The sequence below is a fragment of the Shewanella sp. P1-14-1 genome, assembly GCF_001401775.1.
Lineage (GTDB): Bacteria > Pseudomonadota > Gammaproteobacteria > Enterobacterales > Shewanellaceae > Shewanella > Shewanella japonica.
On the sequence record NZ_LKTL01000005.1, the window covers coordinates 221,632 to 242,441 of the forward strand.

The 20,810-nt window shown below is 42.2% G+C and carries 18 protein-coding genes and 1 pseudogene; 6 read left to right on the top strand and 13 right to left on the bottom strand.

The genetic code is table 11. The features are described from left to right. Positions 1–116 precede the first annotated feature (116 nt). Positions 117–1,085 (top strand): tRNA dihydrouridine synthase DusB, encoded by a 969-nt coding sequence (gene dusB / locus AN944_RS05490; protein ID WP_055023590.1) that lies wholly within the window; start codon positions 117–119, stop codon positions 1,083–1,085. A gap of 18 nt (positions 1,086–1,103) precedes the next feature. Continuing rightward, entirely contained in the window at positions 1,104–1,412 is a 309-nt protein-coding gene (gene fis / locus AN944_RS05495; RefSeq protein WP_055023591.1) for a DNA-binding transcriptional regulator Fis, read from the top strand. 91 nt (positions 1,413–1,503) lie between these two features. On the opposite strand, the gene AN944_RS05500 is transcribed toward fis, so the two are convergent. Both AN944_RS05500 and AN944_RS05505 read right to left on the bottom strand, forming a co-directional pair. Next, entirely contained in the window at positions 1,504–2,247 is a 744-nt protein-coding gene (locus AN944_RS05500) for a PepSY domain-containing protein (RefSeq protein ID WP_055023592.1), read from the bottom strand. Further along, positions 2,247–2,981 (bottom strand): peptidase, encoded by a 735-nt coding sequence (locus tag AN944_RS05505; protein WP_235530855.1) that lies wholly within the window; start codon positions 2,979–2,981, stop codon positions 2,247–2,249. Before AN944_RS05505 ends, AN944_RS05500 begins: the two co-directional genes overlap by 1 nt. Before the next feature lie 286 nt (positions 2,982–3,267). Here AN944_RS05505 and AN944_RS05510 point away from each other — a divergent pair, with 286 nt between their 5' ends. From AN944_RS05510 to AN944_RS05520, 3 genes and pseudogenes are all read left to right on the top strand, one after another. After that, on the top strand, positions 3,268–4,374 hold the full coding sequence (locus AN944_RS05510; RefSeq protein ID WP_055023623.1) for a kelch repeat-containing protein: 1,107 nt from the start codon (positions 3,268–3,270) through the stop codon (positions 4,372–4,374). Positions 4,375–4,485: 111 nt separating this feature from the next. Next, a pseudogene (locus AN944_RS05515) lies at positions 4,486–5,001 on the top strand (hemerythrin domain-containing protein); the annotation flags it as partial. Between the two features lie 308 nt (positions 5,002–5,309). Further along, positions 5,310–6,497 carry an alkane 1-monooxygenase gene (locus AN944_RS05520; protein ID WP_055023594.1) on the top strand — a complete coding sequence of 396 codons (1,188 nt, stop codon included), beginning with the start codon at positions 5,310–5,312 and terminating at the stop codon, positions 6,495–6,497. A gap of 121 nt (positions 6,498–6,618) precedes the next feature. On the opposite strand, the gene AN944_RS05525 is transcribed toward AN944_RS05520, so the two are convergent. The 10 genes from AN944_RS05525 to lptM all read right to left on the bottom strand — a co-directional run bounded on the left by AN944_RS05525 (position 6,619) and on the right by lptM (position 17,706). Then, the gene (locus AN944_RS05525) at positions 6,619–9,732 is read right to left on the bottom strand and encodes an efflux RND transporter permease subunit (RefSeq protein ID WP_055023595.1); all 3,114 of its coding nucleotides are present in this window, start codon (positions 9,730–9,732) and stop codon (positions 6,619–6,621) included. 12 nt (positions 9,733–9,744) lie between these two features. Next, positions 9,745–10,812, bottom strand: a complete 1,068-nt coding sequence (locus AN944_RS05530; RefSeq protein WP_055023596.1) for an efflux RND transporter periplasmic adaptor subunit — start codon at positions 10,810–10,812, stop codon at positions 9,745–9,747. A gap of 2 nt (positions 10,813–10,814) precedes the next feature. Beyond that, the gene (locus AN944_RS05535; RefSeq protein ID WP_055023597.1) at positions 10,815–12,146 is read right to left on the bottom strand and encodes a TolC family protein; all 1,332 of its coding nucleotides are present in this window, start codon (positions 12,144–12,146) and stop codon (positions 10,815–10,817) included. Between the two features lie 131 nt (positions 12,147–12,277). After that, positions 12,278–12,652 carry a hypothetical protein gene (locus AN944_RS05540; protein ID WP_235530857.1) on the bottom strand — a complete coding sequence of 125 codons (375 nt, stop codon included), beginning with the start codon at positions 12,650–12,652 and terminating at the stop codon, positions 12,278–12,280. Between the two features lie 308 nt (positions 12,653–12,960). Then, entirely contained in the window at positions 12,961–13,671 is a 711-nt protein-coding gene (locus AN944_RS05545) for an HAD-IA family hydrolase (protein WP_055023599.1), read from the bottom strand. Further along, positions 13,671–14,606, bottom strand: a complete 936-nt coding sequence (xerC, locus tag AN944_RS05550) for a tyrosine recombinase XerC (protein WP_372037252.1) — start codon at positions 14,604–14,606, stop codon at positions 13,671–13,673. The genes AN944_RS05545 and xerC overlap by 1 nt, the downstream gene beginning before the upstream one ends. Positions 14,607–14,678: 72 nt before the next feature. Continuing rightward, positions 14,679–15,287 (bottom strand): DUF484 family protein, encoded by a 609-nt coding sequence (locus AN944_RS05555; RefSeq protein ID WP_055023624.1) that lies wholly within the window; start codon positions 15,285–15,287, stop codon positions 14,679–14,681. A gap of 83 nt (positions 15,288–15,370) precedes the next feature. Beyond that, positions 15,371–16,198, bottom strand: coding sequence for a diaminopimelate epimerase (dapF, locus tag AN944_RS05560; RefSeq protein ID WP_055023601.1), 828 nt, complete (start codon positions 16,196–16,198; stop codon positions 15,371–15,373). Between the two features lie 45 nt (positions 16,199–16,243). Further along, positions 16,244–17,488: a diaminopimelate decarboxylase gene (gene lysA, locus AN944_RS05565; RefSeq protein ID WP_055023602.1), complete on the bottom strand. Its 1,245-nt coding sequence runs from the start codon at positions 17,486–17,488 to the stop codon at positions 16,244–16,246. A gap of 20 nt (positions 17,489–17,508) precedes the next feature. Next, entirely contained in the window at positions 17,509–17,706 is a 198-nt protein-coding gene (gene lptM / locus AN944_RS05570; RefSeq protein WP_055023603.1) for an LPS translocon maturation chaperone LptM, read from the bottom strand. 68 nt (positions 17,707–17,774) lie between these two features. On the opposite strand from lptM, the gene cyaY reads away from it, so the two are divergent. Continuing rightward, positions 17,775–18,104: an iron donor protein CyaY gene (gene cyaY, locus AN944_RS05575; RefSeq protein ID WP_055023604.1), complete on the top strand. Its 330-nt coding sequence runs from the start codon at positions 17,775–17,777 to the stop codon at positions 18,102–18,104. Between the two features lie 30 nt (positions 18,105–18,134). On the opposite strand, the gene AN944_RS05580 is transcribed toward cyaY, so the two are convergent. Further along, positions 18,135–20,630 carry a class I adenylate cyclase gene (locus tag AN944_RS05580; RefSeq protein ID WP_235530858.1) on the bottom strand — a complete coding sequence of 832 codons (2,496 nt, stop codon included), beginning with the start codon at positions 20,628–20,630 and terminating at the stop codon, positions 18,135–18,137. Positions 20,631–20,810 lie beyond the last annotated feature (180 nt).

Here is a 20,810-nt window from a genome sequence, read left to right on the forward strand (position 1 = left end):
GACTCCCCAACTAAAAGTCAAGAAAAAAAGTTACATTTAGTTCATTTATTGACCTTTTCAGCAGCGCAAAAAAGGGCTAATATAGCGCCCCTTTGACGAGCAAGGTGATTAACTCAATGCAAATTGGCCCTTATCAACTGAGCAATCAGCTGATCGTGGCACCAATGGCAGGTGTCACCGATCGCGCTTTTAGAAACCTCTGTTTACGCTATGGCGCAGGCCTAGCAGTATCAGAAATGCTTTCATCGAATCCTGATGTTTGGGATACAGATAAAAGCCGCCAGCGCATGATGCATTCTGGTGAAGAAGGTATTCGCTCAGTACAAATTGCAGGTGCAGATCCTGATTTAATGGCAAATGCCGCCCAGTTCAACGTTGAACAAGGTGCGCATATCATTGATATCAATATGGGCTGTCCGGCAAAAAAAGTGAATAAGAAGCTTGCAGGCTCGGCATTAATGCAAGATCCCCAGCTAGTGAAAGAGATTTTACAGGCTGTTGTTAGTGCAGTTGATGTCCCTGTAACACTTAAGATCCGCACAGGTTGGCAACCTGAACATCGTAATGGTGTTGAAATTGCCCACATTGCTGAAGATTGTGGTATTGCATCGCTCGCCGTTCACGGTAGAACGAGACAATGCATGTATAAAGGCTTTGCCGAGTACGACACGATTAAAGCAATAAAACAAAATGTCTCAATCCCTGTTGTTGCTAACGGAGATATCGACAGTCCTGAAAAAGCTAAGTTTGTCTTAGATTACACAGGCGCCGATGCTTTGATGGTAGGACGAGGAGCCCAAGGCAGACCGTGGATTTTTAGAGAAATTCACCACTACTTGGAAACAGGTAAAAAATTACCGCCAGTTGAGGCGAGCGAGCAGCGAGAAATCATGCTCGAACACCTGAACAAATTGTACGAATTGTACGGCGAATACAAAGGTGTCCGATTTGCGAGAAAGCATATGGGATGGTACCTAAACCAAGAAGAACAGCGACAATTCCGTGCTGACTTCAATAGGCTTGAAACCGCTGAACAGCAATATTCCCTTGTGGAATGTTACTTTGATGAATTAGTAAATTTTTAATATAAAGAGCAGAATAGAATGTTTGATCAGACAACTACTAACACAGAAGTTCACCAGCTAACCGTAGGTAAGATTGAAACCGCTAACGGTACAATCAAGCCACAACTATTACGTGACGCAGTAAAGCGTGCAGTAACAAACTTCTTCTCTCAGTTAGACGGTCAAGAAGCGTCTGAAGTATATGAAATGGTTTTAAGCGAAGTTGAAGCACCATTACTAGACATCATCATGCAACACACTCGTGGTAACCAAACACGTGCTGCGAACATGTTAGGTATCAACCGTGGTACTTTACGTAAGAAATTAAAAAAATACGGCATGAACTAAGAAGCGATTCTTAAGTTTGCTGCATTTAAAAAGGCTAATCAGAGATGATTAGCCTTTTTTGTTTTCCATGTTTTACCTACTGCTCGACGAATTAAGTAATCTTAAATCGATACCGCTTCATCACCATATTTTCAATCACCCAATACAAACCTGTAAGCGATAAAGTCAGCATCATTAACCCAAATAGCCAACTAAAAGGATTATTAAAACTGCCTTGGTGCAAGTAGTCCATAAAGTGCAGTTTAAACATTAAGTCAGCGAGTTCAGTCTGATCATTTTTATGACCAACAACTCGGCCATTAATCGCGTTAACATAAATTCGTGTACTCACATCGTCATCAATACTGACTTGCCATAATGGATTACATTCTTTGGGCCATTCATCAAAAGGCGCAGTCATTTTTTGCGTTTGTATAACCTTACCGCGACCTGTGTAGGTATGCTTGGCTAACTGCTCAGCAAGATGCGCGTCCATCATCATTTTTTCGCCGCTCAACGCATCGATGAGAGTTTGCTGTTGGCAGTCATGTGGATAACGCTGCACTTGTTCATCTAACACATATACGGCTCGCTGATTCAAAGTAATCAGACTTACCTGCTCTACAGATTTTACTCTTGCCAATATTGAGGCTAACGGCAAGAGTTCGTTAACGCTAAATGACTGCTTTTCTAATTGTGGTGCCGTTTTAAAGTACAACTTACCTTTAAGCGATTCATGGGGCGTGATGTTGAAATAAATACCTGTACCCAACCAAATGAGCAACTGCACACCGACGATCACCCCTAACCAATAATGACCGACTCGTAACCAACGTTTGAGCGCTTTCCCTTTCATTAGCAATACCTCTTTCGGCGTTGCCAAAGTAAAACACACCCTGCAAAAACGGCGATAAATGAGCCTATTGCACTGTAAAACAATAATGCATTATCAATCGCTTCCCCTTCCTCATAATCCATAATGTGCCATTTCCAAAACAGGTCAAACCAACGCCAATATTCATGACGTTTTGTCACCACATCGCCTGTCTGTGCTGATATATACAATGTCGTTTTAGCCATATCATCAAACACAACCTGCCAAACAGGCAAATGCCTTGAAGCTAACTCAGCTGGAGCTTGCTCTACTAATAACTTAGCCGCAGCAATGCTGGCTGAAGGTGAAATAGCATTATTATGCTGAAAAGACTGAGCTATCTTTGTTGCCTGCTCATGGGTTATTGCATCGAGTTGCGTACCCGATTGGGCACTAACCAGTACGGTTTTTTCAGTTAGCGTCACGTGATAAACAGCTTGTTGAAGCAATGATTTCACGCTGATGCTTTTAGCGTCAGGGAAGTCTTGATAGAGCTTGGAAATAGGGTAAGACACTGATAGTGGGTTAATTTTATCTGATTTTTCCACGGCAATATGATCGCTTCGGATAAAACCAATATCCATCAACACGAAATAGCTGCCCGTAAAACCCCAAATCACAATTGGGATAGCCAATATTAACATTAACCAGCGATGGATAAATTGAGCCGAGGTCACTTTACTTACGACACCTCGAGAGTTTTTTTTATGATTCAAAATAACAATTTGCCTGTGTTCTGCGGTGTTTTATATGATTTTTATATTGGCCGTAAACACTAGTTATATTTACATCGGCACTGATATTAGTAAAAACTAACTTACCGTAAAAACGTCACTATCGCAGCATTTAAATCGCTCAAGATAAACATAATAAATCATGTCATTAACGCTACATTTACTGCAGTTTGGTTACCCCATGAGTCAGCAAATATGATTAAATATCCACAATAAAAAATCAAAAGGATTGATAATGAGCCGATTAACTCAACTCGGTGCGATAGCAATGACGACAATTTCAGCCATGTGCGCTGCGCCATTAGCCTATGCGAGTTACCCACAATTGCCTGAAGGCGTGTCTAATAATGCCGTAGCTAAGGTCTCCACCACTAAAGGGGATTACCTTATTAGCTTTACTGGGTTAGCAGCAGAAAAAGACTACCAAGCGGTTCATAATAAAGTGTGGGGCGTTAATCTTTCGACTTCAGACTCCCAATGGCAAGCATTAAAACCTGTGCCATTTGTTGCGCCGTTAGCAGGTCGCCTCGCATCAATTGCTGTCGGTATTGATGAAAAAGCTTATGTATTTGGTGGCTACACAGTTGCTAAAAACCATGAAGAGATCAGCACTGTCGATAATTATCAGTTCGATATATTAACCAATCACTACCAGCGAATTGCTGACATGCCAGTAGCTGTTGATGACACTGCTGCCAGCGTTTATCAACAGCGTTATATCTACTTATTTGGTGGCTGGCATAACGACGGCAATGTTAATTTGGTTCAAGTTTACGACACTAAAACAGATACGTGGGAGCAAGCAAGCCCTATCCCTGCTCCTGCCGTATTTGGTCAAGCTGTCGCCATGAGTGGCAATAAAATCGTATTGTGTGATGGTGTAAAAGTGCAGGCAAATATCGATAAACGCCGCAACTATCAGTCATCGCCAGTGTGCTTGTTTGGTAAAGTGAATCCCAAAAATCATTTAAGAATAAGCTGGCAATTATTGCCGCATTATTCGATCAGTGAACAGGCTGCCAAGCTTAATAAAGCACCAACAGCCACTGCACATTACCGTATGGCTGCCACAGGAGTCAGTGATTCATCTGAAGGGCAAGCAATCTTTATGGCTGGCAGTAACAACCCATACAATTACAGCGGCATCGGCTATAACGGCGACCCGAGCGCCCCTCATAATGTTCAATACACATTTGATTTTAAATCTATGCAATGGTTAACGCCTGTAACGCTTGATGTACCCAGCATGGATCATCGTGGCTTAATTTGTCACCATGATCAGTTGCTTCGCATCGGTGGCATGCTTGAACAGCAACAAGTCAGTAAACAGGTGTTAGTGAGTCCACTAATAAATGGGCAAAAGTGTACTCAGTAAGAGATACTCGCCTTAAAATTATGTGATCCAACTAACAATTACTCATCAATATGATTGCCCAACCAAAAGATGCATTTAAAATACAGGTATTAACTTATTGCATCTTTTGGAGCAACCATGCCTTCTACTCGCTTTGAGCAATTACAAGCTTTGCCTATTCCTGCTTTAATTGACCATTTAGAAGCAACGCATCACCAATACGTGCGTGAAACAGCGCCGCTGCTAGTTGAATACTCGCAAAAAATGGTGCAAGCCCATGGCGAAGATTATGCAGAGATTAAACCATTAGCCATGCTAATTGGTGCGCTGATTGCTGATTTGATGCCGCATTTAATGAAAGAAGAACAGATTTTATTCCCTGCGATGAGAAGACTCGCTGCTGGCGAAGAAGTGAATGGTTGCTTTGGCCATATTGGTAATCCAATTAATGCCATGGAGCATGAACATGATCATGCAGGCAGTGTTTTACAACAGTTACGCGAACTCACCAATAACTACCAAGTTCCTGAAAGAGCATGTAGCACTTGGCAAAAATGCTACCAAACCTTGGCTGAATTTGATGCTGATTTACAGGTACATATTCATACTGAAAATGAATTACTGTTTCCAAAAGCACTCGCAATCTAAACCTTAACCCGATTGGTTAAGTAAAAAGTTTCATCAGGTCCTTGGCTCTCGCTCCCCCAGCAGAGCCATTTTTTTGCTTTTATACTAATGCCATTCAGCAACTCCAGCGTAATTTGATTGCTCAAGGCGTTATAACAGCTTTGACTAACGCGCTATAACCGCAAAATATGCCTGTCACCACAGCCAAAACCTCACGGTTTATCTTCAAAGCAATGTGTGCTTAACTAATAAACAGTATGGTTAACAGTTAAACAGCTTATTTAAGCGATAGGCCATGCTTATTGTAATAATGGTTCTGGAGAGTCAGCATGGAAAAAGCTGGGGTATTTATTGCCACAGACGGCACAACATACGTAGACAAAAAACGTCACTTTTGGTGGCTGTCATTATTGATCCCCACTATTGCTGTCGCAGGGCCTTTGCTATATCAAACCTATCAGCAAGAAATTTTTCTATGGTTGTTTTTTGCAGTGGTCTATATGTTGTTTCCCTTAATTGATTATGTCATGGGAGAAGACACCAGCAATCCACCTGAATCAGTTATTCCTGAACTCGAATCCGACCCATTTTACGCTCGAATTACACGGTTAAATGTGTTTGTCGTACTGGCAACATTCATCTATTGTGCTTGGTTTGTTGCCAATTATTCCCTTAGTTATTCCGGATACTTAGCCGTTGCCTTGTTGGCTGGCAGCATTGGTGGGCATGGGTTAAATATTGGCCATGAACTCGGACATAAACGAAAAAACATAGACAAATGGTTGGCCAAGATTGTGTTGGCTCCTGCAGCTTACGGTCATTTTTTTATTGAGCATAATCGTGGTCATCATAAACATGTGGCCACACCAGAAGATCCCGCCTCAGCTCAAATGGGAGAAAGCATCTATCGATTTGCACTGCGAGAGCTCCCTGGAGCCATCATGCGTGCTCACCAAATCGAAAAGTTACGGCTCAACAAGGCAGGAAAATCCTCCTTGAGTTTACACAATGAGTTTTGGCAGGCCATGCTATTAACATTTTCGCTATTTATTGGTTTGGTGATCTGGTTAGGTGTATCAGTCATTCCCTATCTGCTCATTTGCGCTTTTTGGTCTATGTGGCAGTTAACCTCGGCAAATTATATTGAGCATTATGGCCTATTAAGACGTACGCTACCCAATGGTCGTTATGAGCCTCCGCAGCCTCATCATAGTTGGAACAGTAATCATATTTTCTCCAATTGGGCACTGTTTCATTTACAACGTCATTCTGATCACCATACCAATGCAACACGCAGTTACCAATCATTGCGACATTTCGATGACTTACCAACACTGCCAAGCGGCTACTTTGGTATGTATGGTCTGGCTTATATTCCTTGGTTGTGGTTTAAAGTGATGGATATACGACTATTAGCAACCACTGGTGGCGATGCAAGTAAAATCAATATGCTTGCCAGTAAACGGCAACATCTCATTGAAAAATATAAGATGGTGATACAACATCCTACTGATTAACTGTCAATGCATTGAATTAAAGCAGCTTGCAATGCGGGCAAAGCTAAACCGTTAATATAAAGACTTATCGTAAAGCCCAGCAATCGCTGGGCTTTGTCATGTGTAAATACACTTAATCACTTCACGCTTTAGCTCTACCATGTATCCATTGATACAAAGCAGGTAAAACAAACAAGGTGAGAATAGTCGATGAAATAATACCGCCAATAACCACTGTCGCAAGCGGACGTTGCACTTCCGCACCGGTACCAATATTCAGCGCCATCGGCACAAAGCCCAGTCCGGCAACCAATGCTGTCATTAACACAGGCCTTAGTCTTATCAAAGCACCATCAACAATTGCATTTAATAGTTCGCCTTTTTCTTGGTGAAGTTGACGGATAAAGCTCAGTAATACCAATCCATTAAGTACAGCCACACCCGATAAAGCAATAAAGCCTACACCTGCAGAAACAGACAATGGCATGTCTCTTATCCACAATGAAATGACCCCACCAGTTAATGCCAGCGGAATACCGGTAAAAATAATCAACGCATCTTTTACAGAGCTAAACGCCATAACTAATAAACCTAAGATAATAGCTAAGGTCAAAGGCACCACAATTGATAATCGTTGACTGGCTGATTCAAGCTGTTCAAACGTTCCACCATATTCAAGCCAATAACCTGCTGGAATATCCACTTGTTCGGCAATGTCTCTCTTGGCTTCAGCGACAAAAGATCCCAGATCGCGCCCACGAACATTTGCAGTAACCACAATACGGCGTTTACCATTTTCGCGACTGATCTGATTTGGCGATGGCGCAATAGATAAACTTGCGACTTCCGATAAAGGAACAAACTCACCAGAAGGCATCACTATTGGTAAATTGTGTAAGTGCTCGACATCTTTACGGATATTTTCAGGCAATCGAGTCACTATTTTGAAACGGCGATCGCCTTCAAAAATCAATCCGATCTCATCTCCGCCAATCGCTGTCGCCACAAAATTTTGCAATGCTTGTACTGATAAACCATATTGAGCAAGCGCCATTCGGTCAGGTTGAATCGACAACATTGGCAAGCCTGTCACTTGCTCGACTTGTAAATCCGTCACACCGTCTATCTTCTCTAACACTTCATGAATGTCATTAGCTGAAGTTAATAATTGCTGTAAATCATCGCCAACGACTTTAATACCTAAATCTGCACGCACACCTGAGATGAGCTCATTAAATCGCATCTCAATGGGTTGAGTTAGCTCAAAATTATTACCTGGTTGCCCCGAAACAGACTCCACAATATCAGCCGCTAACATTTCATGGCTCATTTTAGGATCAGGCCATTCATTACGAGGTTTTAGCATGATGAAAGTGTCGGCAATATTTGGCGGCATAGGATCATTCGCCACCTCAGGCGTTCCTATTTTAGAGAACACGTTTAAGACTTCTGGAAAGTGCTTAATACGATCTTCCAATAGTAATTGCATCTCCACAGATTGCTCTAAACCAGTACCTGGAATACGAATAGCCTGCAGCAATATATCCTCTTCATTAAGCTGTGGAATAAACTCTGAGCCTAACGTCGTCGCCAGCCAAATAGAGAAGGCCACAAGAGTTAGTGCTGCACTTAATACCAACCAACGTAATTTCATCGCAAGCAAAAGGAGTGGCTTATAAACCGATTTACTTAATGCCATTACTCGGCTTTCTTTTTCGTTGATTTTACCCGTCATGAATAACGCGACAGCCGCTGGCACTAGGGTTAACGATAAAACCAATGCCGCCAATAACGCCATAACAACCGTAGCAGCCATAGGATGGAACATTTTTCCTTCCACGCCCGTTAAACTAAATAGCGGGATATACACCACAGTGATAATCAATACACCAAATAAGCTTGGACGAATCACTTCGTTAGTGGCTTCGTATACCAGTTGCAACCTTTGTTTACGTGCTAAAACCTGCCCGCCATTTTGCGCCTGAGCTTGACCTAAACGGCGTGTGGCATTTTCTACAATAATCACTGCACCATCGACAATAAGGCCAAAATCTAACGCCCCTAAACTCATTAAGTTTGCCGAAACACCTGCTTGTACCATGCCAGTCATCGTTGCCAGCATTGCCAATGGAATAACTGCAGCAGTGATTAATGCAGCCCTAGCGTTACCAAGTAGGATGAATAGCACCACAATGACCAGCAATGCGCCTTCAACGAGGTTTTTTTGCACCGTATGGACTGCTTTATCAACTAAGGTCGTGCGGTCATAGACCGCTTCTACTTTAATCCCTTCAGGTAATGACGCCTTGATATCCTCAAGCTTACTTGCCACCGCCAAAGACACTTGACGGGAGTTTTCCCCCACCAGCATCATGGCACTACCTAGTACTGTTTCTTTACCATCACGTGTTGCAGCGCCCGTTCTCAGCGCTTTACCGATACCAACATCGGCAACATCACTAATAAACACTGGCGCATTATCAATATGCTTAACAACAACTTGTTCAATATCATTAATCGAAGCAAGTTGCGCCGCTGAACGTACAGTCAGCTGCTGCCCTTCTCGCTCAATAAAACCTGCACCACGGTTACTGTTATTGGTTTCAATGGCTAATTTAATATCAGCAAAAGCGATGCCATAAGACAGCATCTTCATTGGGTGCGGTGTAATATGATATTCCTTGTCAAAACCACCGATGGTATTAATTTCTGTCACACCAGAAACTTGGGCTAATTGCGGTTTGATGATCCAATCTTGGATCTCTCGTAGCGCAGTCGCATCATATTCACGGCCATTGGCTTGCTGTGCGTCAGGTAAGGCTTCAATGGTATACATGAAAATCTCGCCAAGGCCGGTAGAAATTGGCCCCATTTCTGGCTCGATTTCACTAGGCAATTTTCCTTTAATTGCATTTAATCGTTCACTAATAAGGTTACGGGCAAAATATAGATCCGTGCCCTCATCAAATACCACTGTCACTTGTGATAAACCATATCTCGACAGTGAGCGGGTATAGGCAAGATTCGGTATGCCCATTAAGGCATTTTCAATCGGGTAAGTGATTCTTTGCTCGGTTTCTTGCGGTGAATAACCTTCTGCTCGGGTACTGATTTGCACCTGCACATTGGTAATATCAGGCACCGCATCAATCGGCAATTTTTGATAACTCCAAAGCCCCACTGCAACTAGCAGCAGCGCTAAAAACATCATCATCCAGCGTCGGCTAATAGCAAGACGCAAAACAGATTCAATCATTTGCATCTCCTTTTAGTGAACGTGGCCAGCACTAGACTTTTCAAGATCGGCTTTTAATAAAAAGCTTTTTTCGACCGCATACTTTTCACCTTCTGCTAGACCAGATAACAGCTCTGTCTTCTGACTGTCTTTTTTACCTAATGTTACGATGCGTTTTTCAAAGCCTTCTTCATTTCTGACAAAAACAACCTGCTGACCTTCCATAATTTGTATGGCGCGATTATCAATGGCTAACGCGACGTTGTGCTTACTCAGGGTCACTTCACCCGATAATAAGGCACCAACAGTCCAGTGCCCTTCAGTGTTATCGAGTGGCACACGCACACGTAAATACGCCTTGTTACCCATTGGATTTAACAAATATTGAATGGTTGAAGCCGTCCGTAATTGCTCAAAGTTCACACTGAGTTTTTGCCCAACAGCAACTCGGTTTTTTTGACCATGAAAGACTTGGAACTCTCCCCATAGTTGGCTGCTATCGACAATGCTCACTAATGCTTTATCACTTACCATTTCGCCGACATTGCCGTGACGACTTACTACGACACCACTAATTGGCGCAGTAATCCCATAGCGTTTCAAACTCGCATTAGACTCAATTTCAGCAATCTTTTGCCCTGCTTGTACTTTATCGCCCACCTCGACAGTTAACTTGGTGATTAAGCCCGCAAATCGTGCACTGACATGACTCACATTTTGCTCTGGTAATACAGTGCGGCCATATAAAGTAAGTACTTTTTTGATTTTCCCCGCCTGAGCTGAATCAGTCATAATCCCAGAAATGGCCATTTGCTCAGCACTTATGTGCACTTGCCCTTCTTCATGCTCATCATGGCCATGCTCATCCTCGTGACCATGTTCATCTTTGTGACCATGTTCATCTTTGTGGCCATGGCTGTCTTTATGTCCTTCTTGATGATCATGTTCATCTTGATGTAACTCGTTATGGCCATGATTGGATTCTGAATGTTGTTCTTCATGCTGATGCTCAGTAGACGCCTGGACTGATACTGACAATACTAACGCCATCAATACCGCTAGACTGCGAGCGAATAAGTGATTAGAAATACTTTGGTTCATGGTTAAAATCCTTGGAAATCACGGAAAAAGGAATGCTGAGATGCGGGTAAGGGTTCGGCAATTAATTGCTCAATATCAACACCAAACCGTAAAGCTGATGCCGCAGCGTCTATCATTGCTCGTCGTGAAAACAATAATTCCTCTCTTGCAGTTAAATAATCAAGGTAACTGTAGAGCCCCTGCTCGTAAGCGACTTGCGTATCTTCTAAGGCCAAAGTTAAGGTAGGGATAATGCGGGTTTGTAAGCGGTTAACCGTCATAATAGCTTGCTTGCGGCTGGCATAAGCGCGATACAGCTGAGCATACAATTCTCGCAAAGCGATATCTCGATTAATCAGTACCTCATCTTTTGCGGCTTGCGCTGCTATTACAGCTCCGGTATTTCGATCGCCACTGAATAAAGGCACACTAAACCCTGCTGATAGAGCCGTATCATTGGTTTGTTGCATTTGTTTAACGCCAACAGACCAACTGACATCTGTGCTAGATTGCGACTGAGCAAAACGCAACTCAGCTTGTTTCAATTGCGCCTGAGTTAAATACGCCTCAATCGCAGGGCTGTATTTCACTTTTTCAAATAACGGCGTTAATGCCACGTCATCGGTAAACTCAAATAAACTGCCTTCGAGGCTGGCATAATTCACCTGAGATTCACCCCACATCATACTGAGTGCTAACTTAGCGTACTCAAGTTGATGCAACTGTGTTTCAGCAACTAATTGGTTATTAAACACAGCGGCTTGCGCTCGTTTCACTTCAGCATCTGGCGTCAAACCTGTTTGAGCTCTAAGCTCAACAACGGTTAATGTTTCTTCTGCCAGTGCAAGTGCATCGTCAGCAAGTTGTAATCTTGATTGCGCAGCTAACACATCAATGTAGCGGCGCGTTGCTTCAGCAAGAATACCTAAGCCTGCAATTTTCTGTTCGGCATCCAGTAAGGCACGTTTTTTAGTCACTATGCCTGAACGCGCATCCAGTTTATCGCCTAGCTCGATGACAGACGATAAGGACACTGTCATTTCAGCACTATCGACACCTTGGAATTCGCCTGTTCCAGCGACATTCTCAAGTTCGAAACCTAACTCGAACCCTGGTGCTAACGCCTGAGTTTGCGCTTCACCATCTAATGCTTGTTGTCTAAATTGAAAAACCTTCAGCGAAGGATGCTGTAATTGAACTCGCTCTATTACGGTTTGTAACGTCAACTTTTCAGGCGCTGCACTCGGTTCAGCATAGACTGTTACGGGTAATAACACCGACAAGCTAAGTAAGCTGCAACATAAAACAGGAAACAGCACAGCACGCTGTTTAAAGCGACTTGTATTATAAAACATCAAAGATAAGCCTCGATTTAATACAAAAGATAACCCTAGCTGAGTGTTCCTAAGTCATAGGAAAACGCAGTAGGCTTGAGCAAATTTAAGGGTTAAATTTGCTCACTAGAATAATATTTTTGATTAAAAGGTTAGGCTTGAGGAGGTCGTAAAAAGCTAAAGTATGGGGATTCAGCGGCAGTAGAAGTAAACGTAAATGCCACATAATCAGAATGAACTAGTTCATTTGCTATTGTGTTTGTAGGATGCATCAAGGTCATGCAACAAGAGCAGCAATTATCAGTACACTCGGCACAATCATCAACATGAATAACAACAGTGCCATCATCACACAACTCTGTATCGCTGTAGCCAAGAGGATTATCTATATCAAGAGCATCATGATTAATAACTGCTAATTCAGTTACTTGACCCTTACTGTTATCGTCTGAACTATTGCCACAATCCTGATGCTCTAGCGCACAGTTGTCTGACATCGCTGCCACGGATTGCATCGCAAAAATCATGATCAACAAAACCCGCGCCAGCATAGCTGGAGACATAGTGATGATGGTTTTTAGCTTACGATAAAAACTTAACATGAGCGCTTAGGCGATAACCTGTATGAAGTTATTAACAATTAGGTGAACTGGTAACACCTGTAACGTGCAAGTGTAAGCGAAACAATGATAAAACACTATGAGGTTTACCCACACAATGTCAGATTTGGAATAAAAAGAGTCAGAAACCTCGTTGACCGCACAATATTGATTATGATTTATCCATAAACATATTAGTTAACTTAAGCGATAATATAGGTAACTAATTAAAATTATTAAATTAATTTTCTTATTTCTTGTAACTGCTCAATTTCAATATGAGGTAATATGTGTCGAGCCTGACCTTGCTCATTTGGATTCAGATTTAACCACAAGCTTTGACAACCAGCTGCACGAGCGCCCAAAACATCGCTAATTGGATGATCGCCAATATGCAATAAATCCCCATGTAGTATCTCAAGATGTTGGCAACTCAAATCGAATAAATCACTGTATGGTTTCATCTTCACACCGTGTCCGGGATGCACAACAAACTTGAGCACGTCATCTAACCCAACACGACTAGCATCGACATTACCATTGGTGATCCCAATCAGCGGATAATGATCGCGTAACTCTGCCAGTAGAGTAATAACACTGTCGTCTACTTTAAAATCACTACGATGGAAACGAAAACATTCCAAACCTTGTTGCGCACCTTGGCTGGCTTCTAGCTCAGTGTAATCCCATTGAATGAGCGCCTGACGTAGCACTTCATACCTTGCAGCGGTCGTATCATGGGCTAGCTCTTCATGGCCAGCTATCACTTGCGATTTCAGTTCTCGCCACTGAGTAATTCCCCAACCTTCAGGGACGTTAAAGTGCTCTTGCATGAACAATGATAATGCGGATTCTGCTTTAATAATGTGGGGCGCGTTATGGTACAAGGTGTCATCTAAGTCAAAACTGATTGCCTTAAAAGGCCTAAGTCGCAAATATTGTTTCATTATTTCTCCTTAGCTTTTTTTGCCCTAGGGTGAGCTCCATCATAAACCTTCGCTAAATGCTGAAAATCAAGGCTGGTATAGATTTGGGTAGTGGATAAGTTAGCGTGCCCTAATAGTTCTTGAACGGCTCGTAAATCTGCACTTGATTCAAGCATATGCGTTGCAAAGGAATGTCGCAATTTATGAGGGTGAACTTTTGCCGATAAAGATTGTGTTTGGCCCCATTTTTTCATTCTGAGTTGGATGCTGCGATGGGACAATCGCTTGCCTTGCTGACTAACAAACAAAGCATCACCAGTATCAGCTTTGACCAAATCATGACGACACTCGCACCAAACATTGATTGCAGCTAGCGCCATTTTGCCTATCGGTACCACGCGCTGCTTACTGCCTTTACCCATCACTTTGACTTCGTTTTGGCTTAAATCGATATCTGCCACATTTAAACTTGCAAGTTCAGCTAAACGTAAGCCACTGGAATAAAACAATTCCATAATGGCTTTATCTCGTTTACTTAACGGGTCATCAGCATCAATATCCAATAAATGGCTGACGGCGTCTAAATCCATGTTCTTAGGTAAGGGCTTAGCCTGTTTAGGAGCATGTAATGTTTTAGCTGGATTGGTTTTTATCACTTGTTCACGAACAAGAAACTCAAAAAATTGTTTAAGTGATGATAAACACAATGATAGAGAGCGAGGGCTTAATCCTTTGCGATGCAAAGATGATATTACTCGTTGAAGCTCGTCTCTGGAGACAGTTAACCAGCCGTCATCAAATGCCTCTAATGACGTCCCTTGAGGCTGTTTAAAAAGAATCTCACCTGCTCGCACAAGTTCGTAACGGTAATTTCTAATGGTATGAGGAGACAACTGTCTTTCAGAGTGAAGGTAACGTTCAAAACTGGCTAACCAACTCGGTTGTTGTGCCATTATGCTACCTCCATTCTTTTTATAGCGTTTATCCAAACAAACACGGGGGTGCCCCTATAATCATAAGGGACTGATTTAAAACTTTGGCAGCATATGATCAAGCAAATCTCTGATTTGTTTAAAAAACAAATGATCCATTTCAGGATGAAAATGAGCAGCATCAGCCGACGCTACGCCAAAAATCACCTGACCATTTTCATCAGACAGTTTAGTTAATGCAACGGAGCCCACTTCACTGCCAAACAAACGTTTTGATTCAGATTGAGTCAGCCGGCCAAAATAAAAACCTTGTTGGATACGTTGACGCCAAATATTTGCTAATTCACTGTCGATATCGTGAACCGTAATTAAACGAACATGAGTGAATCCAAACTGGCCTTTTAGCTGCTCAGACAATACTTGCCTTAACTCACCTAGATCTTCGCACTTTAAAATACTCAGCGATAACGCACTGTTGAACCTGAAAATCTTTTCGTTTTCAGTGGCAATTTTCATTAATGACGTAATTTCTTCTTCTAATTGCGTGACTCGAGAACGCAATAAATCTTGGCGTTTCTCGACTAAAGAAACCGTACCACGCTCATGGTGAGAGACACGCATTGCCAGTAATAATTCAGGGTAACGATTGAAAAACTCTGGATTATCAAGCAAGTATTCGCGGATCATCAATTCATCAATTGGCATAGCTTCTAATGGTAATTCTGTGCCAAGTAATGCGGCAGATTCAGCATTGTCTTCGAGAAGTTTTTTAGTACGGGTTACATCGTTCATAACTGAATTTGTCCATCAAATACATGTTCAGCAGGTCCAGTCATCCACAATGGTTTCCCTTCTCCTTCCCAATTAATGGTAAGGCGACCTCCAGGCAGGTCAACTTTGACCTGTCTATCTAACTTATTCTGTAAAATACCGATAGCCACGGCAGCGCATGCGCCAGTGCCGCAAGCTAATGTTTCTGCTGCGCCACGTTCATACACTCTTAATTTTATGTGGCCACGATCAACCACTTGCATAAAGCCAACATTCACGCCTTTCGGGAAACGTTCATGCTTTGTCAGCATTTGGCCAATCTCTTCTACATCGGCGGTGTCAACATTATCGACTTCGAGTACGCAATGAGGGTTGCCCATCGAGATTGCGCCACATAAAAATGTTTGCTTAGGGGTTTGCAGTAAATAGGTTTTCTCAGGACGTTTAGCTCTAAATGGGATTTTCCCTGGTTCAGTCACCGGAACACCCATATTAACCGTCACATTTCCATCACGTTCAAGCCGCAGTGTCATTTTACCAGAGCTGGTACTGACACGAATTTTATACTTATTAATTAGCCCTTTATTACGTACAAAGCGGGCAAAACAGCGTGCACCATTGCCACACTGTTCCACTTCACCGCCATCAGCGTTAAAGATTCGATAATGAAAATCTAAATCAGGATCATACGGAGGCTCAACTAATAAAAGTTGATCAAAGCCAATACCGAAATTTCGGTCGGCTAAACGGCGAATTTGATCAGGCGAAAAAAACACATTCTGTGTTACGCCATCAACCACCATAAAATCATTACCCAGCCCATGCATCTTGGTGAATTGGATCAAAAGAATTTCCTTTATCGAACTAAAAAATTAACTGATTTCACTAGTTTAAGGTAGTAAGTGCTCACCTTGCCACAATTGCTCTAATTTTTCACGCTCGCGTATGACTTGATGCTGGTCTTGGTCAACCATGACTTCAGCAACTCTAGGGCGAGAATTGTAATTTGATGCCATGACAAACCCATATGCACCACTTGAGCGAACGGCGAGTAAATCTCCAGCCTGAACATTAAGCTGGCGGTTTTTCCCCAAAAAGTCACCTGTTTCACATACAGGACCTACGACATCATACTCATAGCTTGGTGCAGAAGTGAGCTGAACAGGAATAATATTTTGCCAAGCGCTATAAAGTGATGGGCGAATAAGATCGTTCATCGCGCCATCAACAATGGCAAAGCGCTTATCGCTATTTTCTTTCAAAGAAAGCACTTCAGTGACAAATATACCTGCATTAGCCGCAATCGCACGCCCAGGTTCAAAAATTAATTTAAGTGGTCTGTCACCTAGACGTTCAAGTAATGCGGCAGCATATACGTCAGGATGTGGCGGTGTTTCATCATCATAAGGCACGCCTAAGCCGCCGCCAACATCAAAATGTTTAATTTCGATGCCATTAACTGCAAGACGGTCAATTAACGCTAACATTCTATCCATCGCATCTAAGAATGGCTGCATTTCTGTAAGCTGAGAGCCAATATGACAATCGACCCCTTTGATCGCTAAATGAGGGAGTGCTTGCGCACGTGCGAACACTTGCTCAGCTTCATCCATTGCAATACCAAACTTGTTTTCTTTAAGCCCAGTTGAAATGTATGGATGAGTCCCTGCATCGACATCAGGATTAACTCGCAACGATATCGGCGCGACTTTACCTAATTTACCAGCCACGTCATTGAGCAACTCAAGCTCTGCGCTTGATTCTACATTGAAACAATAAATACCAATGTTTAAAGCTTGTTCCATTTCAGCAATGGTTTTACCCACACCCGAGAAAACAACTTTTTTCGGGTCGCCGCCAGCAGCGATAACACGAGCTAATTCACCACCAGAGACAATATCAAAACCACTGCCAAGCCTAGCAAGTACATTTAACACCGCCAGATTAGAGTTGGCTTTTACCGCATAACAAATAAGATGGGGATGATTAGCCACGGCATTGTTAAATGCATTCCAATGACGCTCTAACGTCGCTCTAGAGTAGATATATAGTGGTGTGCCGTGAGTTTTAGCAAGTTCAGCAACAGAACAACCTTCAGCAAATAAACTATCCTGTTGATATGTAAAATGGTCCAAAATGCGTTTCCTTGTAAATCTTATTTATTTTGTGTCGGCTCTTGAGTTTGCTCGAGAGACTGTTGTTGGGTTGATTCAGTAGTAGGCTCTTGCGGTTTTCGCTCTTGCTGATTCGTTTCCACTTCAGAAGATTTATATAAAGGGCCTTTTTGTCCGCAACCTATAGTGAATAGGCTAACAAGCATTACTAATAAAAACAGTCTCATTTTTCTCAACATCTATGCATCTGGGGAGTTATAGCCTTATAATCGCATTCATAACCTAGAAAGCACAAGGATTGAAATACATGGCTATGACAGATACTGAATTTCATCAGTTGGCAGATGAAATGTTTAGCAAGATAGAAAACGCCATAGAAACAGCAATTGATGAGCAAGATGCTGATGTGGATATCAATGCGAGTGGCAACGTGTTGCAACTAGAGTTTGAAGACGGTTCGCAAATTGTCATCAATAAACAAGAGCCTTTACATGAGTTATGGATTGCGACGCGTTTTGGTGGCTACCACTTTGCGCTTGTTGATGGTAAATGGTTTGATGAACGTAACGATAATGTATTTATGCCATTTGTTATTGAGTCAATTAAAAAACAAAGCGGCATTGCTTTGTCAATTTAAGCGCTAATTTATCAATGAGGTGAACTGAGCTTAAATATCTGAGCTCAGTTCATTCATTTCTACGCCAAATGGCACCACACTCAACTCGCCATCAATTCGTTCTAATTTAAAAAACTGTGGCACATTGAAATAATGTAATGAAGAGGCATCTCGCTCAAAAGCAAAACTATGGCTTTCTTTCTCAACTAATTCTTTCATCGACACATCTTCATATTCACGCTTTGTGAGCCGATTGGTTTCATCAATAATAAACACATCAAGAACATCGGGTCGCTGCCTTAAAAAGTACTGTTTTGCCCCTTTTGAGATATACAGCTTAATAATGCTGGGAATACTGCGAAAAGGATCAGACTTAATAACAGCTACAGGGGCATTCAACTGCGCTTTTTTATAACGTTCAACTTTGACTGGAGCAACTTTAACCTCATCGCCCGTCAACACCTTATAGACGAGACCCATAGAGTTAAAATACAAACCGTAGCGCTTATCGGATAATTTTATTGGGTGCATCATTGCCGACGATGATCTTGCTTCATGGCAATATTTAACGCACTGATTAAAAATATTAAACAGTGCATCATGAATTTGCTTTTTTAATCGCTCGGCACACACCAACACTTCGATATCGACTTGTTCAGGCGTTGCTTTTAGCCCCAGCGCCACAAAAGACAGCGCTTCTAATAAGCCTTGCTCGCCTTTAAAGCGATGACATTGCCGCTCGCCCCAACTATTCAGTGAAATCACATCCAGAGTCGACAACATGTTTTGCTGCTTTTTCCCTAAAGAAAAAACATTGCCATTCATGTAATCCACCATGATTTCCTGACCTTGCCATTTTAGCGTAGGGTCACCATCAACGTTAGCCACCACAATCAGTTTCTTATAGAAAAAAGGTTGGCATAATTCAGCTTTTGAGACTTTATTATTATGGTTTAGTAGTGGCACTAAATGAGCCGATAGTTGTGTTAGCAACGCTGAACGGTGTTTCTTACGGCCATATTCTTGCCAACGAGTGGTGGTTCTGGACACATCATTCATCACCGCCCAAGCAATAAGGGCCGTTGGAGTATCCGCTTTAATGATTGAGGTTTCGCCTAACAGTTGGCCCGACTTCAGTGGTTTACGGTAAAGGTAATAACGGGATTCTTTAATGCTGTGAATGATGGTCATGTTCGGCTCGAATACCGAGTGACTCCACAACTTATTTAATGGCAGCAGTTGATGTTCATCATCACTAAAATAGGTATGTAACTTACGAGCTAACATCCCTAACTCTTCAACTCTAAAGCGATCGCTTAACGCTTGCTTAGAGGCAAATTCAAGTAGTGTTTTATAGCTTTTCAATAAGAGTTCATTTAATTGTTTATTGAACCACTTTAGCTGGCCTGAATGCCAGTTTTGACTATTATCTAGGGTTTCTAATAAGCTTGATGGCCAATGCCATTGCTCAACAAGTTGCTGCATCTTATCTCGGCGCCAATCTTGTCCTACACATGCATTGGTTAAATTAACTCCGCATTTTAGGTAAAAACAACGTCTAACAATCTCTAATCGACGAATGTCTTTTTGTTTTAATAAATAGCTTTCGATACGTTGATACAGAATCAAATAGGCGTCATTCGAATCAGAAAAATCATCACGTAGACACTGCTCCCAAATTTGTTCAGTTATAAAATAGGATTTGGGATAGTCCGCCGCATAAGTTTCAAGTAGCAGTACTTTAAGTAGCGCTTTGTGAGGTTTATTCAACCCCTTATACAGTTGCCACAATGAAGCGCCAAAGTACTCAGTCGCAGGCATTGACCTTACGTCACCTAAATGCAACACCGATGGTTCTTTTGAAGCTTCAGGCCACCACCCCACAGGTTTACCCGCTAGACGAATGTGCGAACGATAAAACTCTTCTAGTAATAACCAGTGCTGCGTACTACCACTGTGCTCTTCACCGAGTGAACTAAAGCAGTTATCAAATGCACTGCACTCTCGAAACTGCAATGGATGCACTAAGTAAAAATTCACTTCAAAATCAAATGAAGCAAACCACTCCGTTAATGCGGCCGTTTTGTCTGCGATGAGGGCTAAGTCAGCATTGCCAAGGCTCGACTTATAGACCAACCATACATCAACATCACTTTTGGGGTTCTGGCCAAAACTGGCAGTACTCCCCATAGAGTAAACCCCCTCGAAGGCACTGGGTTGGTTATTGTTGGTTTCAATAAAGGGTAAATCAAATACTTCACACGCGAGCGCGACTTCTGGAAGGGTTGCAAAGTCGCTCACGCCAAATGGGGTTAATGCAGAGGTGCCACCTGGTAATTGGGGATGATGATGGTGTATGAGGTAAGGAATCAAATCGAATAAGCGTTGCTGTTTTGGTGACAATAACGATTTGACTCGTTCGTAACGAACAAGGTTTAATCGATTAGCTATTTTGACTGGCCGACAACTGTTTTCAATCAAGGCTTCCATCCCTGTGCAACCATCTACTATCTTTTTGATACCAATTTGACAAGCAATTGCTTGCAATATTAGCGCTCAATTAATTAGCAACAACATGATCATATTATCACTTTTGGATAATTACGCCAGTAAATGAGATCTGCGTCACAAAAATTTTATGTGCATAGGTCAAACAATCACTATCAGTTTGTTACATAAGCTCGATGGCAATGTTAGCATTGACGCAATTAAGTCTATTGATGGAAC